Origin of the sequence: Candidatus Pristimantibacillus lignocellulolyticus, assembly GCA_023639215.1 — a bacterium.
GTDB lineage: Bacteria > Bacillota > Bacilli > Paenibacillales > Paenibacillaceae > Pristimantibacillus > Pristimantibacillus lignocellulolyticus.
In genome coordinates, this window is record CP097899.1 from 1,962,181 (window position 1) to 1,982,500 (window position 20,320).

At 38.3% G+C, this 20,320-nt stretch carries 25 protein-coding genes and 2 pseudogenes; 24 read left to right on the forward strand and 3 right to left on the reverse strand.

Annotation, left to right across the window (positions count from 1 at the left end; translation table 11 throughout):
• Positions 1–25 precede the first annotated feature (25 nt).
• The 18 genes and pseudogenes from NAG76_08260 (at position 26) to rpsI (NAG76_08345) (ending at position 12,032) form a co-directional block, all read left to right on the forward strand.
• Entirely contained in the window at positions 26–676 is a 651-nt protein-coding gene (locus NAG76_08260) for an adenylate kinase (protein URN96209.1), read from the forward strand.
• Positions 676–1,434, forward strand: a complete 759-nt coding sequence (gene map, locus NAG76_08265) for a type I methionyl aminopeptidase (protein ID URN96210.1) — start codon at positions 676–678, stop codon at positions 1,432–1,434. Before NAG76_08260 ends, map begins: the two co-directional genes overlap by 1 nt.
• An 8-nt stretch (positions 1,435–1,442) precedes the next feature.
• Entirely contained in the window at positions 1,443–1,724 is a 282-nt protein-coding gene (locus tag NAG76_08270; GenBank protein URN96211.1) for a KOW domain-containing RNA-binding protein, read from the forward strand.
• Position 1,725: 1 nt separating this feature from the next.
• The gene (gene infA / locus NAG76_08275) at positions 1,726–1,941 is read left to right on the forward strand and encodes a translation initiation factor IF-1 (GenBank protein URN96212.1); all 216 of its coding nucleotides are present in this window, start codon (positions 1,726–1,728) and stop codon (positions 1,939–1,941) included.
• 43 nt (positions 1,942–1,984) lie between these two features.
• Positions 1,985–2,098: a 50S ribosomal protein L36 gene (gene rpmJ / locus NAG76_08280; GenBank protein ID URN96213.1), complete on the forward strand. Its 114-nt coding sequence runs from the start codon at positions 1,985–1,987 to the stop codon at positions 2,096–2,098.
• A 20-nt stretch (positions 2,099–2,118) separates the two neighbouring features.
• Entirely contained in the window at positions 2,119–2,487 is a 369-nt protein-coding gene (gene rpsM, locus NAG76_08285) for a 30S ribosomal protein S13 (protein ID URN96214.1), read from the forward strand.
• Between the two features lie 19 nt (positions 2,488–2,506).
• On the forward strand, positions 2,507–2,902 hold the full coding sequence (gene rpsK, locus NAG76_08290) for a 30S ribosomal protein S11 (GenBank protein URN96215.1): 396 nt from the start codon (positions 2,507–2,509) through the stop codon (positions 2,900–2,902).
• Between the two features lie 127 nt (positions 2,903–3,029).
• Positions 3,030–3,974 carry a DNA-directed RNA polymerase subunit alpha gene (locus NAG76_08295; GenBank protein ID URN96216.1) on the forward strand — a complete coding sequence of 315 codons (945 nt, stop codon included), beginning with the start codon at positions 3,030–3,032 and terminating at the stop codon, positions 3,972–3,974.
• Positions 3,975–4,027: 53 nt separating this feature from the next.
• Entirely contained in the window at positions 4,028–4,393 is a 366-nt protein-coding gene (rplQ, locus tag NAG76_08300) for a 50S ribosomal protein L17 (GenBank protein URN96217.1), read from the forward strand.
• A gap of 319 nt (positions 4,394–4,712) precedes the next feature.
• Positions 4,713–5,453 carry a tRNA pseudouridine(38-40) synthase TruA gene (gene truA / locus NAG76_08305; GenBank protein ID URN96218.1) on the forward strand — a complete coding sequence of 247 codons (741 nt, stop codon included), beginning with the start codon at positions 4,713–4,715 and terminating at the stop codon, positions 5,451–5,453.
• Between the two features lie 617 nt (positions 5,454–6,070).
• A complete protein-coding gene (gene rplM, locus NAG76_08310; protein ID URN96219.1) occupies positions 6,071–6,508 on the forward strand; it encodes a 50S ribosomal protein L13 in 438 nt (145 codons plus the stop codon).
• Positions 6,509–6,528: 20 nt separating this feature from the next.
• Positions 6,529–6,921 (forward strand): 30S ribosomal protein S9, encoded by a 393-nt coding sequence (gene rpsI / locus NAG76_08315; GenBank protein ID URN96220.1) that lies wholly within the window; start codon positions 6,529–6,531, stop codon positions 6,919–6,921.
• Positions 6,922–7,653: 732 nt separating this feature from the next.
• A pseudogene (locus NAG76_08320) lies at positions 7,654–7,993 on the forward strand (hypothetical protein).
• A 350-nt stretch (positions 7,994–8,343) separates the two neighbouring features.
• Entirely contained in the window at positions 8,344–9,009 is a 666-nt protein-coding gene (locus NAG76_08325; GenBank protein URN96221.1) for a hypothetical protein, read from the forward strand.
• A 437-nt stretch (positions 9,010–9,446) separates the two neighbouring features.
• Entirely contained in the window at positions 9,447–10,064 is a 618-nt protein-coding gene (locus NAG76_08330; GenBank protein ID URN96795.1) for a phage major capsid protein, read from the forward strand.
• Positions 10,065–10,360: 296 nt separating this feature from the next.
• Positions 10,361–11,194, forward strand: a complete 834-nt coding sequence (locus tag NAG76_08335; protein URN96222.1) for a hypothetical protein — start codon at positions 10,361–10,363, stop codon at positions 11,192–11,194.
• Positions 11,195–11,253: 59 nt separating this feature from the next.
• Positions 11,254–11,814 carry a hypothetical protein gene (locus tag NAG76_08340; protein URN96223.1) on the forward strand — a complete coding sequence of 187 codons (561 nt, stop codon included), beginning with the start codon at positions 11,254–11,256 and terminating at the stop codon, positions 11,812–11,814.
• Positions 11,815–11,939: 125 nt separating this feature from the next.
• Positions 11,940–12,032: pseudogene (gene rpsI / locus NAG76_08345) on the forward strand (30S ribosomal protein S9).
• A gap of 18 nt (positions 12,033–12,050) precedes the next feature.
• Here the strand turns inward: rpsI (NAG76_08345) and NAG76_08350 are convergent.
• Positions 12,051–12,548 carry an 8-oxo-dGTP diphosphatase gene (locus NAG76_08350; GenBank protein URN96224.1) on the reverse strand — a complete coding sequence of 166 codons (498 nt, stop codon included), beginning with the start codon at positions 12,546–12,548 and terminating at the stop codon, positions 12,051–12,053.
• 191 nt (positions 12,549–12,739) lie between these two features.
• On the opposite strand from NAG76_08350, the gene NAG76_08355 reads away from it, so the two are divergent.
• The 4 genes from NAG76_08355 (at position 12,740) to NAG76_08370 (ending at position 17,062) form a co-directional block, all read left to right on the forward strand.
• Complete coding sequence (locus NAG76_08355; protein URN96225.1) at positions 12,740–13,435, forward strand: phosphoadenylyl-sulfate reductase; 696 nt, start codon at positions 12,740–12,742, stop codon at positions 13,433–13,435.
• Between the two features lie 291 nt (positions 13,436–13,726).
• Positions 13,727–14,890 (forward strand): sulfate adenylyltransferase, encoded by a 1,164-nt coding sequence (gene sat, locus NAG76_08360; protein URN96226.1) that lies wholly within the window; start codon positions 13,727–13,729, stop codon positions 14,888–14,890.
• Positions 14,891–15,118: 228 nt separating this feature from the next.
• On the forward strand, positions 15,119–15,871 hold the full coding sequence (cwlD, locus tag NAG76_08365) for an N-acetylmuramoyl-L-alanine amidase CwlD (GenBank protein ID URN96796.1): 753 nt from the start codon (positions 15,119–15,121) through the stop codon (positions 15,869–15,871).
• A 408-nt stretch (positions 15,872–16,279) separates the two neighbouring features.
• The gene (locus NAG76_08370; GenBank protein ID URN96797.1) at positions 16,280–17,062 is read left to right on the forward strand and encodes an Mrp/NBP35 family ATP-binding protein; all 783 of its coding nucleotides are present in this window, start codon (positions 16,280–16,282) and stop codon (positions 17,060–17,062) included.
• 79 nt (positions 17,063–17,141) lie between these two features.
• Here the strand turns inward: NAG76_08370 and gerD are convergent, their stop codons facing one another.
• Positions 17,142–17,828 (reverse strand): spore germination lipoprotein GerD, encoded by a 687-nt coding sequence (gene gerD / locus NAG76_08375; protein ID URN96227.1) that lies wholly within the window; start codon positions 17,826–17,828, stop codon positions 17,142–17,144.
• 204 nt (positions 17,829–18,032) lie between these two features.
• Between gerD and NAG76_08380 the strand changes: the two genes are divergently transcribed.
• A complete protein-coding gene (locus NAG76_08380) occupies positions 18,033–18,659 on the forward strand; it encodes a KinB-signaling pathway activation protein (protein URN96228.1) in 627 nt (208 codons plus the stop codon).
• Between the two features lie 30 nt (positions 18,660–18,689).
• On the opposite strand, the gene pdaB is transcribed toward NAG76_08380, so the two are convergent.
• Positions 18,690–19,487 (reverse strand): polysaccharide deacetylase family sporulation protein PdaB, encoded by a 798-nt coding sequence (gene pdaB, locus NAG76_08385; protein ID URN96229.1) that lies wholly within the window; start codon positions 19,485–19,487, stop codon positions 18,690–18,692.
• Positions 19,488–19,617: 130 nt separating this feature from the next.
• On the opposite strand from pdaB, the gene NAG76_08390 reads away from it, so the two are divergent.
• Complete coding sequence (locus tag NAG76_08390; protein URN96230.1) at positions 19,618–20,244, forward strand: stage II sporulation protein M; 627 nt, start codon at positions 19,618–19,620, stop codon at positions 20,242–20,244.
• The last annotated feature ends 76 nt before the right edge of the window (positions 20,245–20,320 follow it).

Below are 20,320 nucleotides of genomic sequence, written 5' to 3' on the forward strand. Positions count from 1 at the left end.
GTGCTTAAAAGTGAGGAACTTAATAATGAATATTCTATTTATGGGTCCTCCGGGAGCCGGTAAAGGAACGCAAGCGGAGAGAATCGTTGAAGAATTTAATATTCCGCATATTTCCACTGGGGATGCTTTTCGTCTAGCGATGAAACAAAGTACTCCAATTGGTCTGAAAGCGAAAGAATATATCGATCAAGGTTTACTCGTTCCTGACGAGATTACTAACGGCATTGTGAAGGAAAGATTAGCACAAGCTGATTGCCAAAACGGCTTTCTACTTGATGGCTTTCCTCGTACTTTGCAACAAGCTGAAGCACTTGATGGCATGTTGCAAGAGCTTGGCCGTACGATTGATCATGTTGTTAACTTGAGTGTAGATCGCAACCTACTATTAGCTCGTCTAACTGGACGTCGCATCTGCAAATCTTGCGGAGCTACTTATCACGTAATGTTCAACCCTCCAAAAGTCGATGGCGTATGCGATAAAGACGCTGGAGAGCTGTATCAACGTTCAGATGATACAGAAGAAAAAGTGGGAACTCGCCTGGATGAGTATACATCCAAAACAGCTCCTTTGTTGAACTTCTATAGTGAAAAAGGTACACTACGTGAGGTTGACGGTGAACGAGATATCAATCTTGTTACAGCTGAGATCATTTCAACTTTAAGAGGTTCCTTGTAATGATCATTTGCAAATCCGATTCGGAACTGCAATTAATGAGAGAAGCAGGGCGAATTGTTGCCAAGACTCATCAATTAATGGTTCAAGCAATTGAACCAGGTATTACGACGGGTGAACTCGATGCTATTGCTGAGGGCTACATTCAAAGTCAAGGTGCAATTCCATCATTTAAAGGTTATAATGGTTTCCCATCCAGCGTATGTGCTTCAGTAAATGACGAACTAGTGCATGGTTTCCCAGGTTCGCGTAAGTTGAACGAGGGTGATATAATTAGTCTTGATATTGGCGCTCAGTATGAAGGGTACCATGGTGATTCTGCTTGGACCTACCCGGTCGGATCAGTAACACCAGAAGTACAACAATTACTGACTATAGGTGAACAATCGCTGTATGCGGGAATATCACTTGTACAACCAGATGTTAGACTTTATACGATATCACACGCCATCCAGAGGGTAATCGAAGCAGCGGGATATTCCGTCGTTAGAGAATATGTAGGACACGGTGTTGGTAAGGAACTTCATGAAGATCCGAAAATACCAAACTACGGTATTCCTGATCGTGGTCCGCGGCTAAAGCCGGGTATGGTGCTAGCTATTGAACCCATGGTTAATATGGGTGAACGATACGTTCGGACACTCGAAGACAATTGGACAGTTGTAACTCGGGACGGTTCCTGGTGTGCTCATTTTGAGCATACAGTTGCTGTAACGGAGGACGGATTTGAGATATTGACCAAAATGCCTGAGCAGAATTAGAGGTAACGATGATGAAGCCAGTACAAATCGGACAATTAATCAAAGTACTCAGAGGTAAAGACGAAGAACGTTATGCTATTGTAATTGAAGTACTCGATGAGCGCTTCGTGAATATTGCAGATGGTAGAAAGCGCAAATTCGATCAGCCAAAGAAAAAAAACGTTCTGCATCTCGAGCTGCTACCATTCATAAGTCAAGAGGTCGCAATCAGCTTGCAGGAATCAGGAAAAGTTACTAATGCAAAGTTACGTTATTTCATAGAGAAGTATGGACATGGAAAGGAGAGTTAATATGGCTAAAGAAGATGTAATTGAAGTTGAGGGCACGATAATCGAACCATTGCCTAATGCTATGTTTAAGGTTGAGCTTGAGAACGGACATCAAATTCTTGCTCATGTATCTGGTAAATTAAGAATGCACTTTATTCGCATTCTAACTGGAGACAAAGTTGTTATTCAGTTATCGCCTTATGATTTATCAAGAGGGCGTATCACCTATCGTAAATAGACTCGCGTAGTCTATGTTACGAAAGATTCGGGAGGTAATCACAATGAAGGTTAGACCTTCGGTAAAGCCGATTTGCGAGAAATGCAAAGTCATTCGTCGTAAAGGCAATGTAATGGTCATTTGTGAAAATCCGAGACACAAACAAAAACAAGGATAAAAGGAGGAGGAAACTAATCAATGGCACGTATAGCTGGCGTAGATATTCCGCGTGACAAACGCGTTGAGATCTCTCTGACGTACATTTTTGGTATCGGCAGAACGACTTCTAAAAAAGTTCTAGCATCTACTGGTGTTAATCCGGACACTCGTGTTCGCGATTTGACAGAAGATGAGCTTGGTCTGATTCGTGATGAAATCGACAAAGCAGTTAAAGTAGAAGGCGACTTGCGTCGTGAAATTTCTCTTAACATTAAACGTCTTACTGAAATTGGTTGCTACCGTGGTCTTCGTCACCGTCGTGGTCTTCCAGTTCGTGGTCAACGTACTAAAACTAATGCTCGTACACGTAAAGGTCCTCGTCGTACTGTAGCTAACAAGAAGAAATAAGAAGGGAGGATAAACGATAATGGCTAAAGCTAAAAAAGTCGTTCGTACTAAGCGTCGTGATCGTAAAAATATCGATACTGGCGTTGCACATATCCGTTCCACATTCAACAATACTATTGTAACGATCACAGATCCACATGGTAATGCGATCTCTTGGGCAAGTGCTGGTGGTATGGGCTTCAAAGGTTCTCGTAAGAGTACACCTTTCGCAGCTCAAATGGCTGCTGAATCTGCTGCTAAAGCTGCAATGGAGCATGGTATGAGAACGGTTGAGGTTATGGTTAAAGGTCCTGGTGCAGGTCGTGAAGCAGCTATCCGCTCGCTTCAAGCTGCTGGCTTGGAAGTTAACTTGATCAAGGACGTTACACCAGTTCCGCATAACGGATGCCGTCCACCAAAACGTCGTCGCGTATAATTTGTAGACTTGGTGGTATCAAATGGAAACAATCTGTGAATAATGGTTGTGAAGGTTTGGCATACTACGAGGTTTGACATAATAACGACTTAGGTAACGGAGCGACGTTTGAAGGAGGGTACTATTAGTGATTGAGATCGAAAAGCCGAAAATCGAAACCGTAGAATTAAGCGACGGAGGCACTTATGGTAAATTCGTTGTTGAGCCGCTTGAACGCGGATACGGCACTACGCTGGGAAATTCGCTTCGTCGAATTTTGTTATCTTCTTTGCCTGGCGCGGCAGTAACATCCGTTCAAATCGACGGTGTTCTGCATGAGTTTTCTACAGTTCCAGGAGTGATTGAAGATGTAACTGAAATCATCCTGAATTTGAAAGGACTCTCGCTAAAAATCCATTCGGATGAAGAAAAGGTATTGGAAATTGATGCTGACGGTGAAGGTATCGTTACAGCTGGTGATATTCGTGCTGATAGCGATGTCGAGATTTTGAGCCCTGATCTTCACATTGCGACTTTGGCATCTGGTGCTCGTTTGCATATGAGAATTTTCGCTAACCGCGGACGTGGTTATGTGCAAGCAGACCGGAACAAGAGCGATGATCAACCGATAGGTGTTATTCCTGTAGATTCAATCTACACGCCCATTACTCGTGTTAATTATAGCGTAGAGAATACTCGCGTAGGTCAAGTTACAAACTATGACAAGCTAACGCTTGAAGTTTGGACTGACGGCAGTATTCGTCCAGAAGAGGCTGTAAGCCTTGGAGCTAAAATATTGACAGAGCACTTGGACTTGTTCGTTGGATTAACGGATGAAGCCAAAGATGCGGAAATCATGGTTGAGAAAGAAGAAGATAAGAAAGAAAAAGTGCTTGAGATGACTATCGAAGAGCTTGATCTTTCTGTTCGTTCTTACAACTGTTTGAAACGTGCAGGTATCAACACTGTTCAAGAGCTAATCACGAAATCGGAAGAAGATATGATGAAGGTGCGTAACCTTGGTCGCAAATCTTTAGAAGAAGTTCAAGAGAAGCTTGAAGAGCTAGGTCTTGGCTTGCGCATGGATGAGTAGTTGTTACTCTTAACTATTAAAGTGAAGAAAACAGCAAGGGAGGGGAAATCAAAATGGCATATCAAAAATTAGGTCGTGATGCAAGTGCACGTAAAGCTCTTTTCCGTGATCTTGTAACTGACTTGTTCCTATATGAGCGTATCCAAACAACTGAGGCTAAAGCGAAAGAAGTTCGTTCAATCGCTGAAAAACTAATTACGAAAGCGAAGAAGGGTGACCTTCATGCGCGTCGTCAAGTAGCTGCTTATGTTCGTCGTGAAACTGTTGACGGTGAGAAGGATGCTATTCAAAAGCTTTTCTCTGAATTGGCACCTCGTTATACAGAGCGTAACGGTGGATACACACGTATTCTTAAATTAGGACCTCGTCGTGGTGACGCTGCACCTATGGTTTACTTAGAATTAGTTGACCGTGGCTAGTAGATAAGAGGGTGGACCTTACGAGGCCACCTTTTTTTGCGAGGTTGAGGTAGTTCAAAAGGTGGACTTTGATAACGATGCAAATGCTTTGTAGCATACTCGCATCGAATATGAAGTGAACTTGGAAAGTATAGCGTAAGCTTCCGATGTATGTTTCTTGTAGAAACATTGTAGGTTCGCGTGTGCCAATAACGTACACTTGCGCTTCCGTCTTTCTCAAGTAGCACTCCATCTTCTCGGTTCTTAAAGCCCACTTTTTGAACCTTCATTGTAAGCATCGAAATTAGCAAGCAGATTTAGGAAGTGGATGAGATACTATATGCGAAATATATGTATGAAGGTTAGTTATGATGGAACTGATTTTAATGGATTTCAGAATCAACCCAAAGGTAGAACAGTGCAAGGTGAGATCGAGCGAGTACTGAATATTCTAACGAGGGAAGATATTGATATTCATGCTTCAGGTCGAACTGATGCAGGTGTACATGCTCGCGGACAAGTTTTTCATTTTCTTACCGAATCACAAATTCCGATCGATCGATTTGCGATTGCACTTAACACGAAACTTCCAGATGATATTATTATTCTAGAAGCTAAGGAAATGCCGCTTGATTTTCATGCTAGGCATATGGTAAAACGTAAAACGTATCGTTATAGCATCGACAATGGAAAGTTTCCTGATCTTTTCGGGCGACAATATCGATTGCATGTCCCAGTGCCACTTCATAGTGACAAGATGAGACAAGCATTATCTTATATTGTTGGTACACATGACTTTACTTCATTTACGTCAACACGATCGGTTAAGCCGCATCATGTTCGTACGATTTACGAAGCTAAGTTAGTGGAAGATGGACCATTTATTCATATAGAACTTACTGGTAATGGATTTACGTATAATATGGTTCGTATCATTGTAGGAACTCTCCTTAAGATCGGACATGGCAAACGTAATCCAGAAGATATGGTAGCTATATTAGCAGGTTGTGAGAGAAGTCTCGCAGGCCCAACGGCGTTACCAATCGGACTATTGCTAAAAGATGTGTGCTATACAGATTAACTAGTAGAGTGTACAATAACTTTAACTAGTGACGTACAACCTCTAATCTACTACGGTTAACGTGAGATTGAAGTTGACACGGATGCATAGCAAGCCAGAATAACGAATGAATCTTTAGTGATCATTATTATTCAACTTGATGTATAGTAATTGATGGTAATAACAAACGTTATTCTATCAATAGTTGGAACTTCGTTGTATGATGATATGCTAGATTATGTCAACTAGTTGTTCAACCAGCCCCACTGACAAAAGGACCGCTTAATTCTTCGTTCTTGAAAAATCTCTTATGATCAGTCGATTAGACGTTTATTTTCTTAGTAGTATTGACCTAAAATGCATGACTATTACACAATAGTATCCACGTTAAGTCTAACTTTTATTGGAAATGTTTACAGTCTAAATGTAGTGAGAAAATTGCGATAATATCGCGCTTGCTAAGCGAAAAGCACTTGATTATTCAATGGGCTTATAGTACAATATATTTTGTGCTTTCTTAGTGGCTCTCCCACAGCCCCGACTGAGAAGTACGACTGAATTTTCAACAGTGAATGAAGAATCACACGATTCCGTTGTTATAAAAAAGAAGAATGTATTTGAATCAAGGAGGAACATCCATGCGTACCACTTATATGGCTAAGGCTAATGAAGTTGAACGTAAATGGCTTCTGATTGACGCTGAGGGAAAAACTCTTGGTCGTCTTGCCAGCGAAGCAGCAGCGCTAATTCGCGGTAAACATAAGCCTCAGTTCACGCCACATCTTGACACTGGAGATTTCGTTATCATTATCAATGCTGACAAAATCGTATTAACTGGTAATAAATTGGCTGACAAGAAATACTACCGTCACTCTATGTACTCTGGTGGACTTAAAGTAACACCAGCTGGAGAAATGCTTGCTAAAAAACCTGAACGTATGATGGAATTAGCAGTACACGGTATGTTACCTAAGAATCGTCTTGGTAACAAAATGAAATTAAAACTTAAAGTATACGCAGGTGCGGAACATCCACATCAAGCACAAAACCCTGAAGTTTACGAACTTCGCGGGTAATAAAGAGGAGGACATGTTTCATGGCTCAAGTGCAATACTATGGAACTGGTCGTCGTAAGCACTCTGTTGCACGCGTACGTCTTGTGCCGGGTGAAGGACGAATCATTATCAACAAACGCGACATTAACGAGTATTTCGGTTTAGAAACTCTTAAACTGATCGTTAAACAACCATTGAACTTAACTGATACATTGGAAAAATACGATGTACTAGTATTAACTCATGGTGGTGGTATGTCAGGTCAAGCGGGAGCAATCCGTCATGGTATCTCTCGTGCTCTACTTAAAGTAGACGCTGAACTACGCCCATCTTTGAAACGTGCAGGCTTCTTAACACGTGACCCTCGTATGAAAGAGCGTAAAAAATACGGTCTTAAAGCGGCTCGTCGTGCGCCTCAGTTCTCAAAACGTTAATATTTATGGAAAAAGCTCTCAAGCATTGCTGCTTGAGAGCTTTTTTGTTGTCTTGAAAATGCTCATGACCATATCAAAATGAGGTCACATCTCCATGAATTTCTCGAATTTAGCTGCAGTTTTTTCTTTTATCGTCTTAGTTATGTGAGTATAGATGTTCATTGTCATGTTCATATCTGAATGTCCTAAGCGCTCCTGTACTTCTTTTATACTTGCATCAGCTTTAAAGAGCAGGGAAGTTGTATATGTCTCAGACCATGCACGGTTATTTGCTTAATGTTGAGGTGGCGTAGTAGCTCTTCTAACTTATCGATTGGATATGCAAGCCTAAGCGGTGTTCCATCCTCGCGAGTGAAGATCATATCTATTTGTACTGGATTAAGCTCTTGTAGTTTTTTTTTCTTGATTTCAGTGTAATGTTTCTTTAGCAAAGCAAGGGAAGTAGTGTCTAAGCTTATGATACGTCTAAATGCCTTCGTCTAAGAGGTTAGAGACAAGAATACACCATTTTTTTGAAATAGTGTCTTGTTAAGGTTGAGCGTCTTAGAATCGAAGTTAATGTCACTCCAATGCAAGGCGATTATTTCTCCTTTACGTACTCCTGTATATATCATCATATGAAACATTAGATAATCACGTATAGAACATTTTTCATTAGCATAATCAAGGAATATTCTCATTTCATGCTTTTCCAAAAGTTACAAGAATCCTCTTCGCTTTCATCAACTAGGTATTGCTTTATCACAAATGGGTCGTGGAGTAGAACAACATCAGGACAAGCGACCGATGATTTCTGATCTTAGAGAGTCAGGATCTATAGAGCAAGATGCGGATATAGTCTCATTTCTATATCGATGATTACTACGAAAAAGAGTCTGAAAAAAAGAACATTATCGAGATTATAATAGCTAAGCAGCGTAACGGACCAATTGGAGCAGTAGAACTGATTTTCTTTAACAATTTCAATAAATTTGTGAATCTGGATCGCAATCATCAGAATCATGAAAATGAGGAAATAAAGAGTAAACAGAAGCATGAAGGTAATAAAATAACGTTTGGACAAATAAATTGAAATTATGAATAAAACTAAAGCCGTACACATTTCTAATGTCGTGTATTTAGACTATAAAAATTCATTATAAGAAACCATCGTAATTCTGCCTTTAACCGTTGAGATGAACATATTGAGGATAGGTGTAACTCATTTTCTAAACGTCCTCTTAAACCTATAGAGCCTAAAAAGGGCGACAAGGTGTTGTTCTGGCAACGTGATAACTGTCAGGCACTATGTTAAGCCATGCCATGATGCTAAGACTGCACGAGAGGATGGAGGGTTTGGCGCGAAAAATGATCTTCACTTGATTGGTTTTCATGTTTCATTATATACTCTTTTAAGAATATTAAAGAAAAAGGAGTAAAATCATGGAATTAAGAGATATTTTGGAAACAGCATATTTTATTACTGGGGGTCCATTACTTGCAGGAATAGCATTCTACGGATTACGACAAATAAAAGTATCCAAGAATGATATATACATACGATCAGAGAGAGAATCTATTATCTTAGCAAGTGAGCAGGTAAAAGAATATCTTAATAGCGTTATGCCCTTATACAATGACACATATGAAAAAATGGAAAAGTATAATTTTATCATTGAAGAAGATCATCCTGTATCTGACTTTAAGTATGAAACTTATATAAAAACTGTTTCAAGGTCTATGGTACAAACAAGAAAAGATGAATTAGAAAAATTATATGATGAAATAATAGATTATTGTAATACCTTAGAAGCATTCTCTATTTACTTTACAAAAAAAATTGCAAATGAAGAAGTAGCTTTTTCATCGATAGGTGTTTCATTTGCTACTGCAATTAGAATTTATTATCCTTATATCTGCATTTTAACAAAAGATGACCCTGGAAATTATAATAATCTAAAAGAGTTGGCTGAACTATGGTGTGAGCGTCAAATTGATTATTTAAAAGAGGAGAAAATAAAGCAAGTAAAAGAAAATTTGGAAGAATTGCAATCAGATATAAATGATATCAAGAAACCTAGTATTAAAACACTGGGCACTGAAAAGTAAAAGCAAGCACTCAATGTGCTTGCTTTTTTTATCCCCCCATGTATCAGATAAAATTTTTTGACGAAATAGACCACGTCTCTCTCAAATGCAAAAATGTCCCCATAGATGATATGGCAACAAATGAAAACAAATTGAAACACAATTAAAAACAATGGAAGTTTATTAACATAGATGAAAGAGAACGGGAAATGTGTAAAAAATTTTCGGTATTGTTGGAAGAAGCTCTTACACTAAATGCAGAAATAAAAACAACTGAAGCACGTTCAAAAATGGAAGAAGCAAAGGGATTAAAACAGTCTTAGAACTTTCGTTGCGAGCTGTGACGATTGGAAGAGGTAATCTAGTTGTTCCAACTCACACATTCAGTTTTCTTAATACAGCGTTTAATGTAGTTAGCTCCATTATTGATGTTTTTAGAAGCGTCCCACTTGTTGGCGGTGAAGCATACAAAAAAAGGATTTGTCATTGAGCATGGTGAGGGAGATTACACCGCAGAAACAGATGATTATGAAGATGCAGAGCCATCAACGGACTTTGTTAATATTGGGAAAGCCAAAATAACATCTTATTGCGAATTGTCTGATGAAGCTGCTAAGCTTCCTGATACGATTTATCAAGGAATGGTAAGAGACAATATGCAAATTGCAATACGAAAAAAAATAGCAAAACAAATCATTGTCGGTTTAGGTGGGGCAAACCAAATCACAGGTATCTTCAAAGCTCCAGTCAATGTCATTCCGCTTGAATCTAATATAGAAATTTCCGTTATTGACGCTGAAACAATGGATAAAATGGTATTTGGTTACGGTCGGAGTGAGAATGTTGAAGGCGGCGCATATTTGTTTCTGAATAAGGAATATCTCGCTGCATTTGCTTCATTGCGAGATGGACTTGGTAAGAGGGTGTATAACATCACACTCGATAAAAACGGAAACACAGGCACAATTAGCAGTGATAGCAGTTATGCTGTTTCGTATATCATCAACATCGCATGTGCATGTACATACTGTATGGCTTACGGTAAGCCAGCTGCCTATGAGATGCCTTATTTCTGACCAGTTGTTTTTGAAGAATCAAGAGACTTCAAATTCAAGTCTGGCCAAATTTACTTCCGTGGTGGCGTATGGATCGGTGGTAATGTTGCTGCTTATAAAGGGTTTGTAAGAATTAAGAAAACTGAATTATAAAATACAAAGTAAGGATCACTTCGTTTTGAAATAGTTGTTCTTACTTTTCTATTATTATAGAAAATGCTTAGAGTAAAATATTAACAATTAAATGAAAAATATAGTAGAATAGACTAAAGATATTATATAAATTAAAAATTTCAATATTATTGTGGAGGGCAATTATGTATTGTGAAATTGATAAAGTAAGAGATTTAATTGGTAAACTAGGGAAGCGATTGAATAACGCTGAATTTTACACTCCGAAAGTACTTAAATTTTTTAATGGGTTTTTAGATGAGGATGTACCATTAGATGCAATTACCTATAAGGACATAAATACTTATTTGTATGAACATTTAACAAGTGATAGAGTCAATCAATATTACGGTTTAAAGAAATTTTTTGAGTTTACTTATATTGAGAAAAAAACTCAAGATGTAATGTCCAAAGTGAACCCCCCAGTACTTAATGCGATGAAATATCAATACATTTCTGAAGAACACGTGAAAAAATTTAAGGAATTTGTATTTAATGAACATGAGGATATAAAAGAAAGGTTACTACTCGGTTTTTTTGTGTTTACTGGATTAACTCGAGGTTTTATTTGGTCATTAAAAAATAGAGATATAATCGAAAGTAAAGATTTTTTATCAGTTACTATATCTATAAATAATCCTGAGGCAGTTATACCTGTTACACCGAAATTTGCAAAAGTTCTTATTGATTATAAGAGTACTTTAAATATAACAGATCTCAATAAACAAATCTTTGATGTTACAAGAGGTGAAGCAGTAAACAAAATATTGAATGAGTTGAGCGTGAAAATCGTAGGCAAAAAATATCCGCCAACTGAATATTCATATACATTTATTAATAGATGTCTTGATATGTCCGATGATATAGAGGCAATAAGTAAATTAGTTTTAAAAGGCGCATCAGGAATAATGAAACACAAAAATAGTGAAGCTGAAGTAGTGTATAATCGGCAAAAAAATATAGTCGGAACTCTTTTTTAATGATTAAATGATAATCATAATTATCGCCAATCTTTTCATTGATTAGGAGAGGGAGATATATGAAGAAGATAATCAAATTACTTAAGGAAAGTATATGGGACTTAATGAAGGATTCGATTAAACCCATAATTAGTTCGGCTATTATTGCTTTGTTTGCTATAGTAATTTCAATGATGAAGAATATATCTAACATTGAAATGAAAATAAGGCTACCTTATATTATATTTGCAGGTGCAATTTTTACAATTATGACAATAATTATTGTTGTTGTTCTAAAAAGCTTAGTTAATCTAAAGATAATGAATAATGAACTATTAAATCCTGAAAATGAAAATGTTAAAAAGTTTCAATTAGGTGATATTGTGATTATAAAAACTGAAGAACATTCTAAGACTCCAGAAATGCTAACAGTAGCTAAAATAACAAGCTCTTCTATACATTGTAGGTATCCATCCGACAAAACTAAAATAATCGAGTTTACTCCAGAAGAACTATTAACTAAGGATGAAACAGAAGAGGTTAAGCAAAAAATACAGATTAATAAGCTTCAACAGGATCAAGCAAGAAGAGCAAGAAATCAGCGTCAGAGGGATATGATTAACAGTTTCAATCGTTTATAATTTTTTTTGAGAAGGCTACTTTTTGTGAATTACTAACAGAGTATTCATAAGTATCGTGACCATATCTAAACAAAAACAGACTCGAAATAATCCGAGTCCGAAAAAATCTTTTCCTATATATACACGGTTTTCTGAACACATCTGAATGATACATCATTGAGCGTAAAAAATACGGTCTTAAAGCGGCTCGTCGTGCGCCTCAGTTCTCAAAACGTTAATATTTATGGAAAAAGCTCTCAAGCATTGCTGCTTGAGAGCTTTTTTGTTGTTAATGAATGACATACATAATTGACGATTCCATTTGCATCATATGTAAAAGTATGTTCACAATCGAAATTTCCTCTAAGTACATGAGGTAAGAAATGTTTCATATTATCTACTACGCCTTCATTCTCAGGATGTAGCACCCAATCAATTGACTTCCAGGCTAATGTCCCTTCATCTTTTTCAATTGGAGTTGCATATACTGTATCTATGGGTAGATCGCAATAATACAGATACATTCCTGATTCACCTTCAGAACTAATCCACTTTACAATTCCAGCATCCTGTACTTGTTGTACACGTAGTCCAGTCTCTTCTTCAATCTCTCTAACAATTCCATCTATCGGTAGCTCAAAAGCTTCTATTTTGCCTCCTACACCGTTCCATAGCCCCATATTAGGTGCCTTTATACGATTCAGTAGTAATAACTCATCGCCTCTTCTTATAAAGCATATCGTGTATTTCAGCATATAAGTATCCTCTCTTATGTTAATTAACTCTATTATAACAGTCGAATACTACTCATTTACTATGGAGATAAAAGTATTTTATTGGCACTAAGTTAATTTTTGTTAACAATAGATATTGAAGTCATTTATAGAAAAAGATATAATTTGTACAGCGTGCCTTAATCATTGTCGAGAGAAGCGAGGGGAATACTATGAATTTAATTGAGAAAGAACAATTAATCGCAGTGCAAGCTGTTGAGCTAGAAAATGCAACTCCTGAGGAAATTATTAAATATGCTGTTGAGACATTTCCGAATATAACATTTGCATGTAGCTTTGGTGCTGAAGATGTTGTACTTGTAGATATGCTGCAAAAAGTAAGTCCGAAGACAGACATTTTCTATTTAGACACTGATTTTCATTTCAAAGAAACATACGAGACGAGAGATCGTATGGTAGAACACTATCCTGGCATTCCATTTGTTAGAGTAAGTCCGAAGATCACGCCTGAGGAGCAAGCGGAGTTACATGGAGCTGAACTTTGGAAGACGGATGCGACTGGATGCTGCAATATTCGTAAAGTTGAGCCTTTAACACGCGTTTTATCCCAGTATGAAGCTTGGATTACTGGAATACGTCGTGATCAAGCTCCAACTCGTGCTAATGCGAAGAAAATTGAGTATGATACGAAATTCGGTTTAGTAAAATTCAATCCGATCGCTGATTGGACTACCGAAGATGTATGGGAATATATTCGTAGCAACAATGTAATCTATAATCCACTGCATGATAACCATTACCCGAGTATTGGATGCGAGTATTGTACACGTCAAGTAATGCCGGGTGAAGACCCTAGAGCAGGCAGATGGTCTGGGCAAGAGAAAACTGAGTGTGGCCTTCATAAATAAGCATAGGTGCTCTAAATGTCCGGTTGTGATCACGATGCATCGCGTCGTTGCATATTCGACGTCGAAGCTGCCATTCATCGGAAGCCTTCGTGTGCTCGTGTACCAATAACGTACACTCCGCTACTCGTTTCCTAGCTTCATGTCATCTTCTTGGTGCTGACAGCCAAACATTTAGAGCTATTATTACATTGTCTCGTTGAAGCTTCGCTAGGAATAAGCTTCCAAAGTAACTTTTCATAGTCGGAGAAGTTACTCAAGAAGTTAATGAAAAGTTTTAGGAGGAAATAGAGAATGACTCAAATTAAACCACATGGTGGAGAACTTGTTAATCGAGTGGCAGTAGGAGAAGAGCGCGAGCAATTACTTGCTGTAGCATCTCAATTGCCGAAAATCTCCGTTAGCTCTTGGGCAATATCGGATATGGATCTTATCGGAGTAGGTGCATTTTCTCCACTTACTGGATTTATGACGGAAGCAGATTATCAATCTGTAGTATCTACGATGCGTTTGGCAAATGGTACGCTCTGGAGTATTCCAATTACTTTATCTATCTCTGAAGAAGAGGCTGCTGTTGTTTCTGTTGGGGAGCAAGCTGCACTAGTAGGTGAAGATGAAGTGATCTATGGCATTATCGATGTGGCTAGCATCTATAATGTAGATCAACAGCAAGAGGCAGTAAATGTGTTTAAGACAGATGATCTTGAGCATCCAGGTGTTCAAAAGTTGTATGAACGTAGTAACACGTATGTCGGCGGTGACATTACGGTATTGAATCGTCCAGTACCTGAGAAGTTCAATGAGTACTATTTTGACCCGTCAGAAACACGCAAAATTTTTGCAGACAAGGGTTGGAAAACAGTTGTTGGATTCCAAACAAGAAATCCGGTTCACCGTGCACATGAATATATTCAAAAAACAGCAATGGAAATTGTTGATGGACTATTCTTGAATCCACTTGTAGGTGAGACCAAGTCTGATGATGTACCTGCTAATGTGCGTATGAAGAGTTATGTGGCGCTTCTAGAAAATTATTATCCAGAAAATCGCGTGTTTCTAGGAGTTTTCCCAGCTGCTATGCGCTATGCTGGACCACGCGAAGCTATTTTCCATGCGATTGTTCGTAAAAACTACGGCTGTACACATTTCATCGTTGGTCGTGATCACGCAGGTGTAGGCGATTACTATGGTACATATGAAGCACAAGACTTACTACGCTCTGTTCCTGCAGCGGATCTAGATATTACACCACTATACTTTGAACATAGCTTCTTCTGTACGAGCTGTGGCAATATGGCGACGACAAAGACATGTCCACATGATAGTTCAGTTCATTTGGCTCTATCAGGAACTAAAGTGAGAGCGATGCTTCGTGATGGCGTATGTCCACCACCAGAATTCTCTCGACCGGAAGTTGCCAAAATTCTAATCGAAGGTATGAGCATAACGACATCATAATATTAAAGTAGACTACTACGAAAACATAAGTATAATATTTGTACTTCCAAATTAGCTTCATATTCGATGTCGAATTCACTATAATGTTTATCATCATTATCAAAGTCCATTTTTTGAACTACATTTAATAATCATAAAAAACCACCTTGTCCCATATACATAGAAGTACAAGCATGTAGTAGCTGTACAATTCTATGAATATCGCTATGAGGTGGTTTTTCTATGTCTATATTTCGACGAAGGCTAGTTGTATGGCTTACACCCAAGGGAAAACGTCAGTTAGGTATTGGGGCGTTGTTAGTTGTAGCGTTAATATTTTTTCTGACAAGAGTAATTCCAGAAAGTAGTACTTGGACGACATGGAACATGCCATTATCAGGGATGACAATCGCAATTGATGCAGGCCATGGTGGAGCAGATGGCGGAGCAGTAAGTAAGCAAGGAGCCATTGAAAAGGATCTGAATTTATCAATTGCACTATATTTGCGTGATTATTTACAAGAAGCAGGAGCTATTGTAGTCATGACTAGAGAAGGTGATTATGATTTAGCCAGAGATGACACAAGATCCTATAGCCGTCGGAAAACAGAAGACTTAATGAAACGAGTGGCAATACTGCAAGATGCTAAACCGGAGATGTTAATTAGTATACATATGAATAGTATTCCATCTGAGAAATGGTCGGGGGCTCAAACGTTCTATCATAAGACAGGAACGAAAGCGAGCGAACAACTTGCGATAAGTATACAACAGCAATTGAAATATAATCTTGAGAATACGCAGCGATCAGCAGCTACAGTCGATACAATTTATATACTAAAAGCAATGAAAGACTTACCTTCAGCATTAGTCGAGGTAGGTTTCCTATCTAATCCGAAGGAATCTAACTTGTTGGTGGATGCTGAGTACCAACGTACTGTAGCAGCATCCATTTATAAAGGCATATTGCAGTATGAAACCGAAGGAGGAAAGTTAGAGTAATGTGGAAAAGTTTGAAGAGGGTACTTCACTTCTTGCCATAAACCGCCTATGCTATAGATAGTAGTCTGTTTGCGTATAACTATAAAGGTGGGAATAGTCATGACTTTATTACGAGAGCAAGCGATTGAAATTATTGAAACTGTACTTACTACACAATACAGCGCACATTCAATAAGTTTTAGAGATGTTATGGTCAGAAATAATCAAGTTTCAGTTACGGTAATTGGTGCAGCAAAGGAACAACATCCCGTAATAGAGACTGCTTTATTCGATATGCTACAAACAAGTGGTGCTACAGCAGTATATTGTCGTTTTCGAGATGGCGCAGCTCCAGCAGGATCAGCACCTGAACAAACAGTAAATACTGAGCAGAATGCGAGTCAGCCTGTTCAAGGACATGCAGCTAATATGGGGAACACGCTTTTAACGGAGCAACCCAATGTTCAGTTTATTGCGATTGCTTCTGGTAAAGGTGGAGTAGGTAAATCTACGGTAACGGTCAATTTGGCAACTGCCTTAGCTAGACAAGGAAAAAGAGTAGGCATCATTGATGCTGATATATATGGATTTAGTGTTCCTGATATGATGGGGATAGAACAACGTCCTGAAGTGATCAATGAACGTGTTATCCCGATTGAACGATTTGGCGTGAAAGTAATCTCTATGGGATTTTTCGTTGAAGATAATAGTCCAATCGTATGGAGAGGACCGATGCTTGGCAAAATGTTACGCAACTTCTTCTCCGAAATTGAGTGGGGCGATCTAGATTACGTATTGCTTGACCTTCCGCCAGGTACAGGGGATATCGCGCTAGATGTTCATCAAATGATACCGCATAGTAAAGAAATCATTGTCACAACACCACATGCAACAGCATCATTTGTTGCAGCAAGAGCCGGAGCAATGGCAATTAAGACAGAGCATGAAATCATCGGTGTTGTTGAGAATATGTCTTACTTCGAATCAAAGTTAACAGGTGAGCGGGAATATGTATTTGGTAGAGGTGGAGGAGGAAAGCTCGCAGAGACGTTGCATTGCGACTTGCTAGCTCAAATTCCACTTGGCGTTGCTGATAATCATCCACTGGATCCTAACTTCTCTCCGAGTGTGTATGCGGCAGATACTGGGATAGGACAACTATATGATGAGCTAGCTCAGAAAGTGGTTACTCACTGTGAAAGAAAGTCGTAAATGATATAACTAACAAACACCCGTTGTAGCTGGTTGAGCTACAACGGGTGTTTGTCTATTAAATATGATCGGTTTCGATCTACTCAGCTGATGAATCTGAACTCTTTTTACTCGAATTGCTTGAGGAAGAATTTGATGTGCTTGAAGAATCATTACTACCGGAAGAATCACCGCCTCCGGATTGTGGTTGTGTCGATAGCTCCTCAGAAACTGCTTTTTTCATGAGTTCCAGCATTTCGAGACGGAAAATCGGATTTTTTAATGATTCTTGCATGAGACTCGTTACTTCTTTTCGGTATTCAGTACCTTTTATTACTTTCAGTATTACTTTTTGCATCTCTTCACTTTCGAATGCAGCAACAAGCCCCTCTTGATACTGTGGATCTTTCACTAATTGCTCATGTAAATCCTTATTCATATCATTAACAGCTTTAGCAAACTCACCTGCGAAGCGGGTATCGGTCATTAAGGATTTAATGACGGAATCATATTCAGGCGAACTCATTACATCTTTCACAGCAATTTTGATTTTTTCCTGATCTTGAACATTCAGTAGCGTTGAACTTTGTGCAGTATATCCTGATTGCGCTGATGCAGATTCTTGTAAAGCTTTTTGAGCATCCTCAGTCTTGAGAATATCGATGACCATTGACTTCATATCTTTATAATTCATTTGTTGAGATTCTCCGCCACCGCCAGAACTACAACTTGTCGTCAGAAACGTGCAGATGGTGCAAATGGATAGTAATGTTAGGAAATGTCGCATAGTGAAAACTCCCTTAAACAGTCTCTTATAGCTATGGCATGTTCAAACAACGGGCCTTTCAAAACCGAGAAGATCATGCCTCTTATAGCTATAGGATGTACAAAGTTCAATCTTTTATCATGGAGTTTGTTAGCATTTTTGTGGATACGTGGTAAAATACAGTAAAAAGCATACATTGACTAATGTTCAGGAGGAATATCCGCAGTGACACTGAAAAAATGGTTTTTCTTATTTTGGAGTACAATGGCTATTGGTGCAGTTGTTTGTATGGTAGGCGGTTTAATTATGTTACTAACAGATCAAGGGGTCGGAGAGATCGGATTCGTTGATACTGGATTTAATTTATTCAACATGTTTCTCGGAGGAAGTATGATTGGTGCGTTCAGTCAAATGGGATTCTTCGCTTACTTAACGCTAAATTATATTGCACTTAGTGTGTTCCGTCAGAAATATTTATGGAATGCTTTGCAAGGGTATACAACATTCTTTGGTGCTATTCTGCTTGGATATGTATTGTACCAAGATAGAACGAACAATTGGTTTTTCTGGGTGTTGCCATTAGTGATGATGGTTATGGCGTTAATTGCAGCTTATTTCAAAGTGAAACAGACGAAGCGGGCAGCATTTATTCCAACTTTATTCCTAATGTTTGTTGTAACAGCAGTTGAAGCTTATCCAGCGTTGCAAGGTGATACGAATGTAAACACGGTAATATTTATGGTATTGCCACTATTCGCATGTAATTTCTATCAAAATTACTTAATGACAAAATTAACGAAAAAAGAAACTGCTGAACCTGTGGTTGTTCCATCAGGATCAGCAGTATCATAATCAATTTATTAATATGAATCGCAAGGTGATCTATTGCGCGCTTAAAAGTTTACTTGATGAAACTGATGAGCTTGTAACAGCCTCACCTTGCGATTCTGTTTGTGTAATGAGATCGGTAACAGAAACAAAATCGAACCCTTTGTTGCGAAGTTCATCAACGATAATAGGGAGAGCAAGATGCGTTTGTGTCGCCGAATCACTGGCATGAAGTAGAATGATGTCTCCAGGATGGGCTCTACTTATTACGCGGTCAGCAATTTTATCTGTACCAAGGCTTAGCCAATCCATAGAATCGGTATCCCATTGAATAACTTGGTATTCTAATTCACTAGCGATTTTTAATACACGTTTATCAAAATCACCATTAGGTAAGCGAATAAGATTAGGTGCTTTACCGGTTACATCTGCTATAATACTATGTGCAGTTGTGATCTGACTGCGAATCTCATCGTCAGTTAGTGTAGAGTAGTTATCATGCTTGTGACCATGACTTCCTATTTCATATCCAGCATCTTGAATTTTCTTTACAAGCTCTGGGTGTGATTGACTCCATACGGAAGAGACAAAGAATGTAGCAGACTTTACATCTTTTTCTTTCAAAACTTCCAAAATAGGCTCAAGGCGCTTGTCCCCCCAACTAATATCGAATGTTAATGCAACGACATTTTTGTCAGTTGGTACATTATAAATGGCGATGGGTTGTTGCGGTGCGAACACGGTAATGTTATCACGCTCGGAATAGATAACACCTACGGCAAATACAAGGGCAATCGTTAAGAAAAAATACTTTTTTATTTTGCTGGCTGTAAATACAAAAAATGAATTCATGATTGATAAATCTCCTCTCTATTCGGCCAGGTCCGTCTTACTTCATGACAGAAGGCTTGGCTAATCCTAATTAGTACAATCTATGCTCGTACAACAAAGATATTCTAAGTTTTAATAAAGAGGTGGAAAAATGTTTCGATTGAGACAAGTGTGGCAAGATTTACGTATAACAAGATCAAGTATTATTGTTGCTACAATCTTATTTACAGTAAGTATGTATATTGGTGGTTCGAATGATTCTTTTCGTCAATTTCTCCTGATGCAAATAGACGCTTTAAGTGAACTAGTACAAGAAATGGATCAGAGCAGTAATCCAACGTTAACGTTAATAATGGTTATTTTTCTTAATAATGCAATTAAATCGGTGTTAGTTATTTTTCTAGGGGCTTTCTTTGGACTCTTTCCGATATTTTTCTTATTGGTTAATGGAATGATTCTTGGATTCATTATTCAACTCTCATTAGAAGGTACTATCGATATAAGTGTGTGGGATCTAATATTTAAAACGTTATTGCCGCATGGAATATTAGAAATACCAGCACTAATTGTAGCGGGAGCATATGGTTTGAGGCTTGGTCGATTACTATTTAGTACGATGGGCGCTCTAATCACGAATCATAATAAATTGGATGCTATTGGAGTTGCTTATAAAGAAACATTGAAGCGTTGCGGTGTTATGGCAGTGTATATAACGATTATTCTATTTATAGCAGCGATCATTGAAAGTACATTAACGATGTGGTTAGCATCGACATAAAATGATAGCTAATCAGAAGTAATAAAAAAAGACAAATATGAGCATAACTGTAAGACGATGTCCAACATCGTCTTTT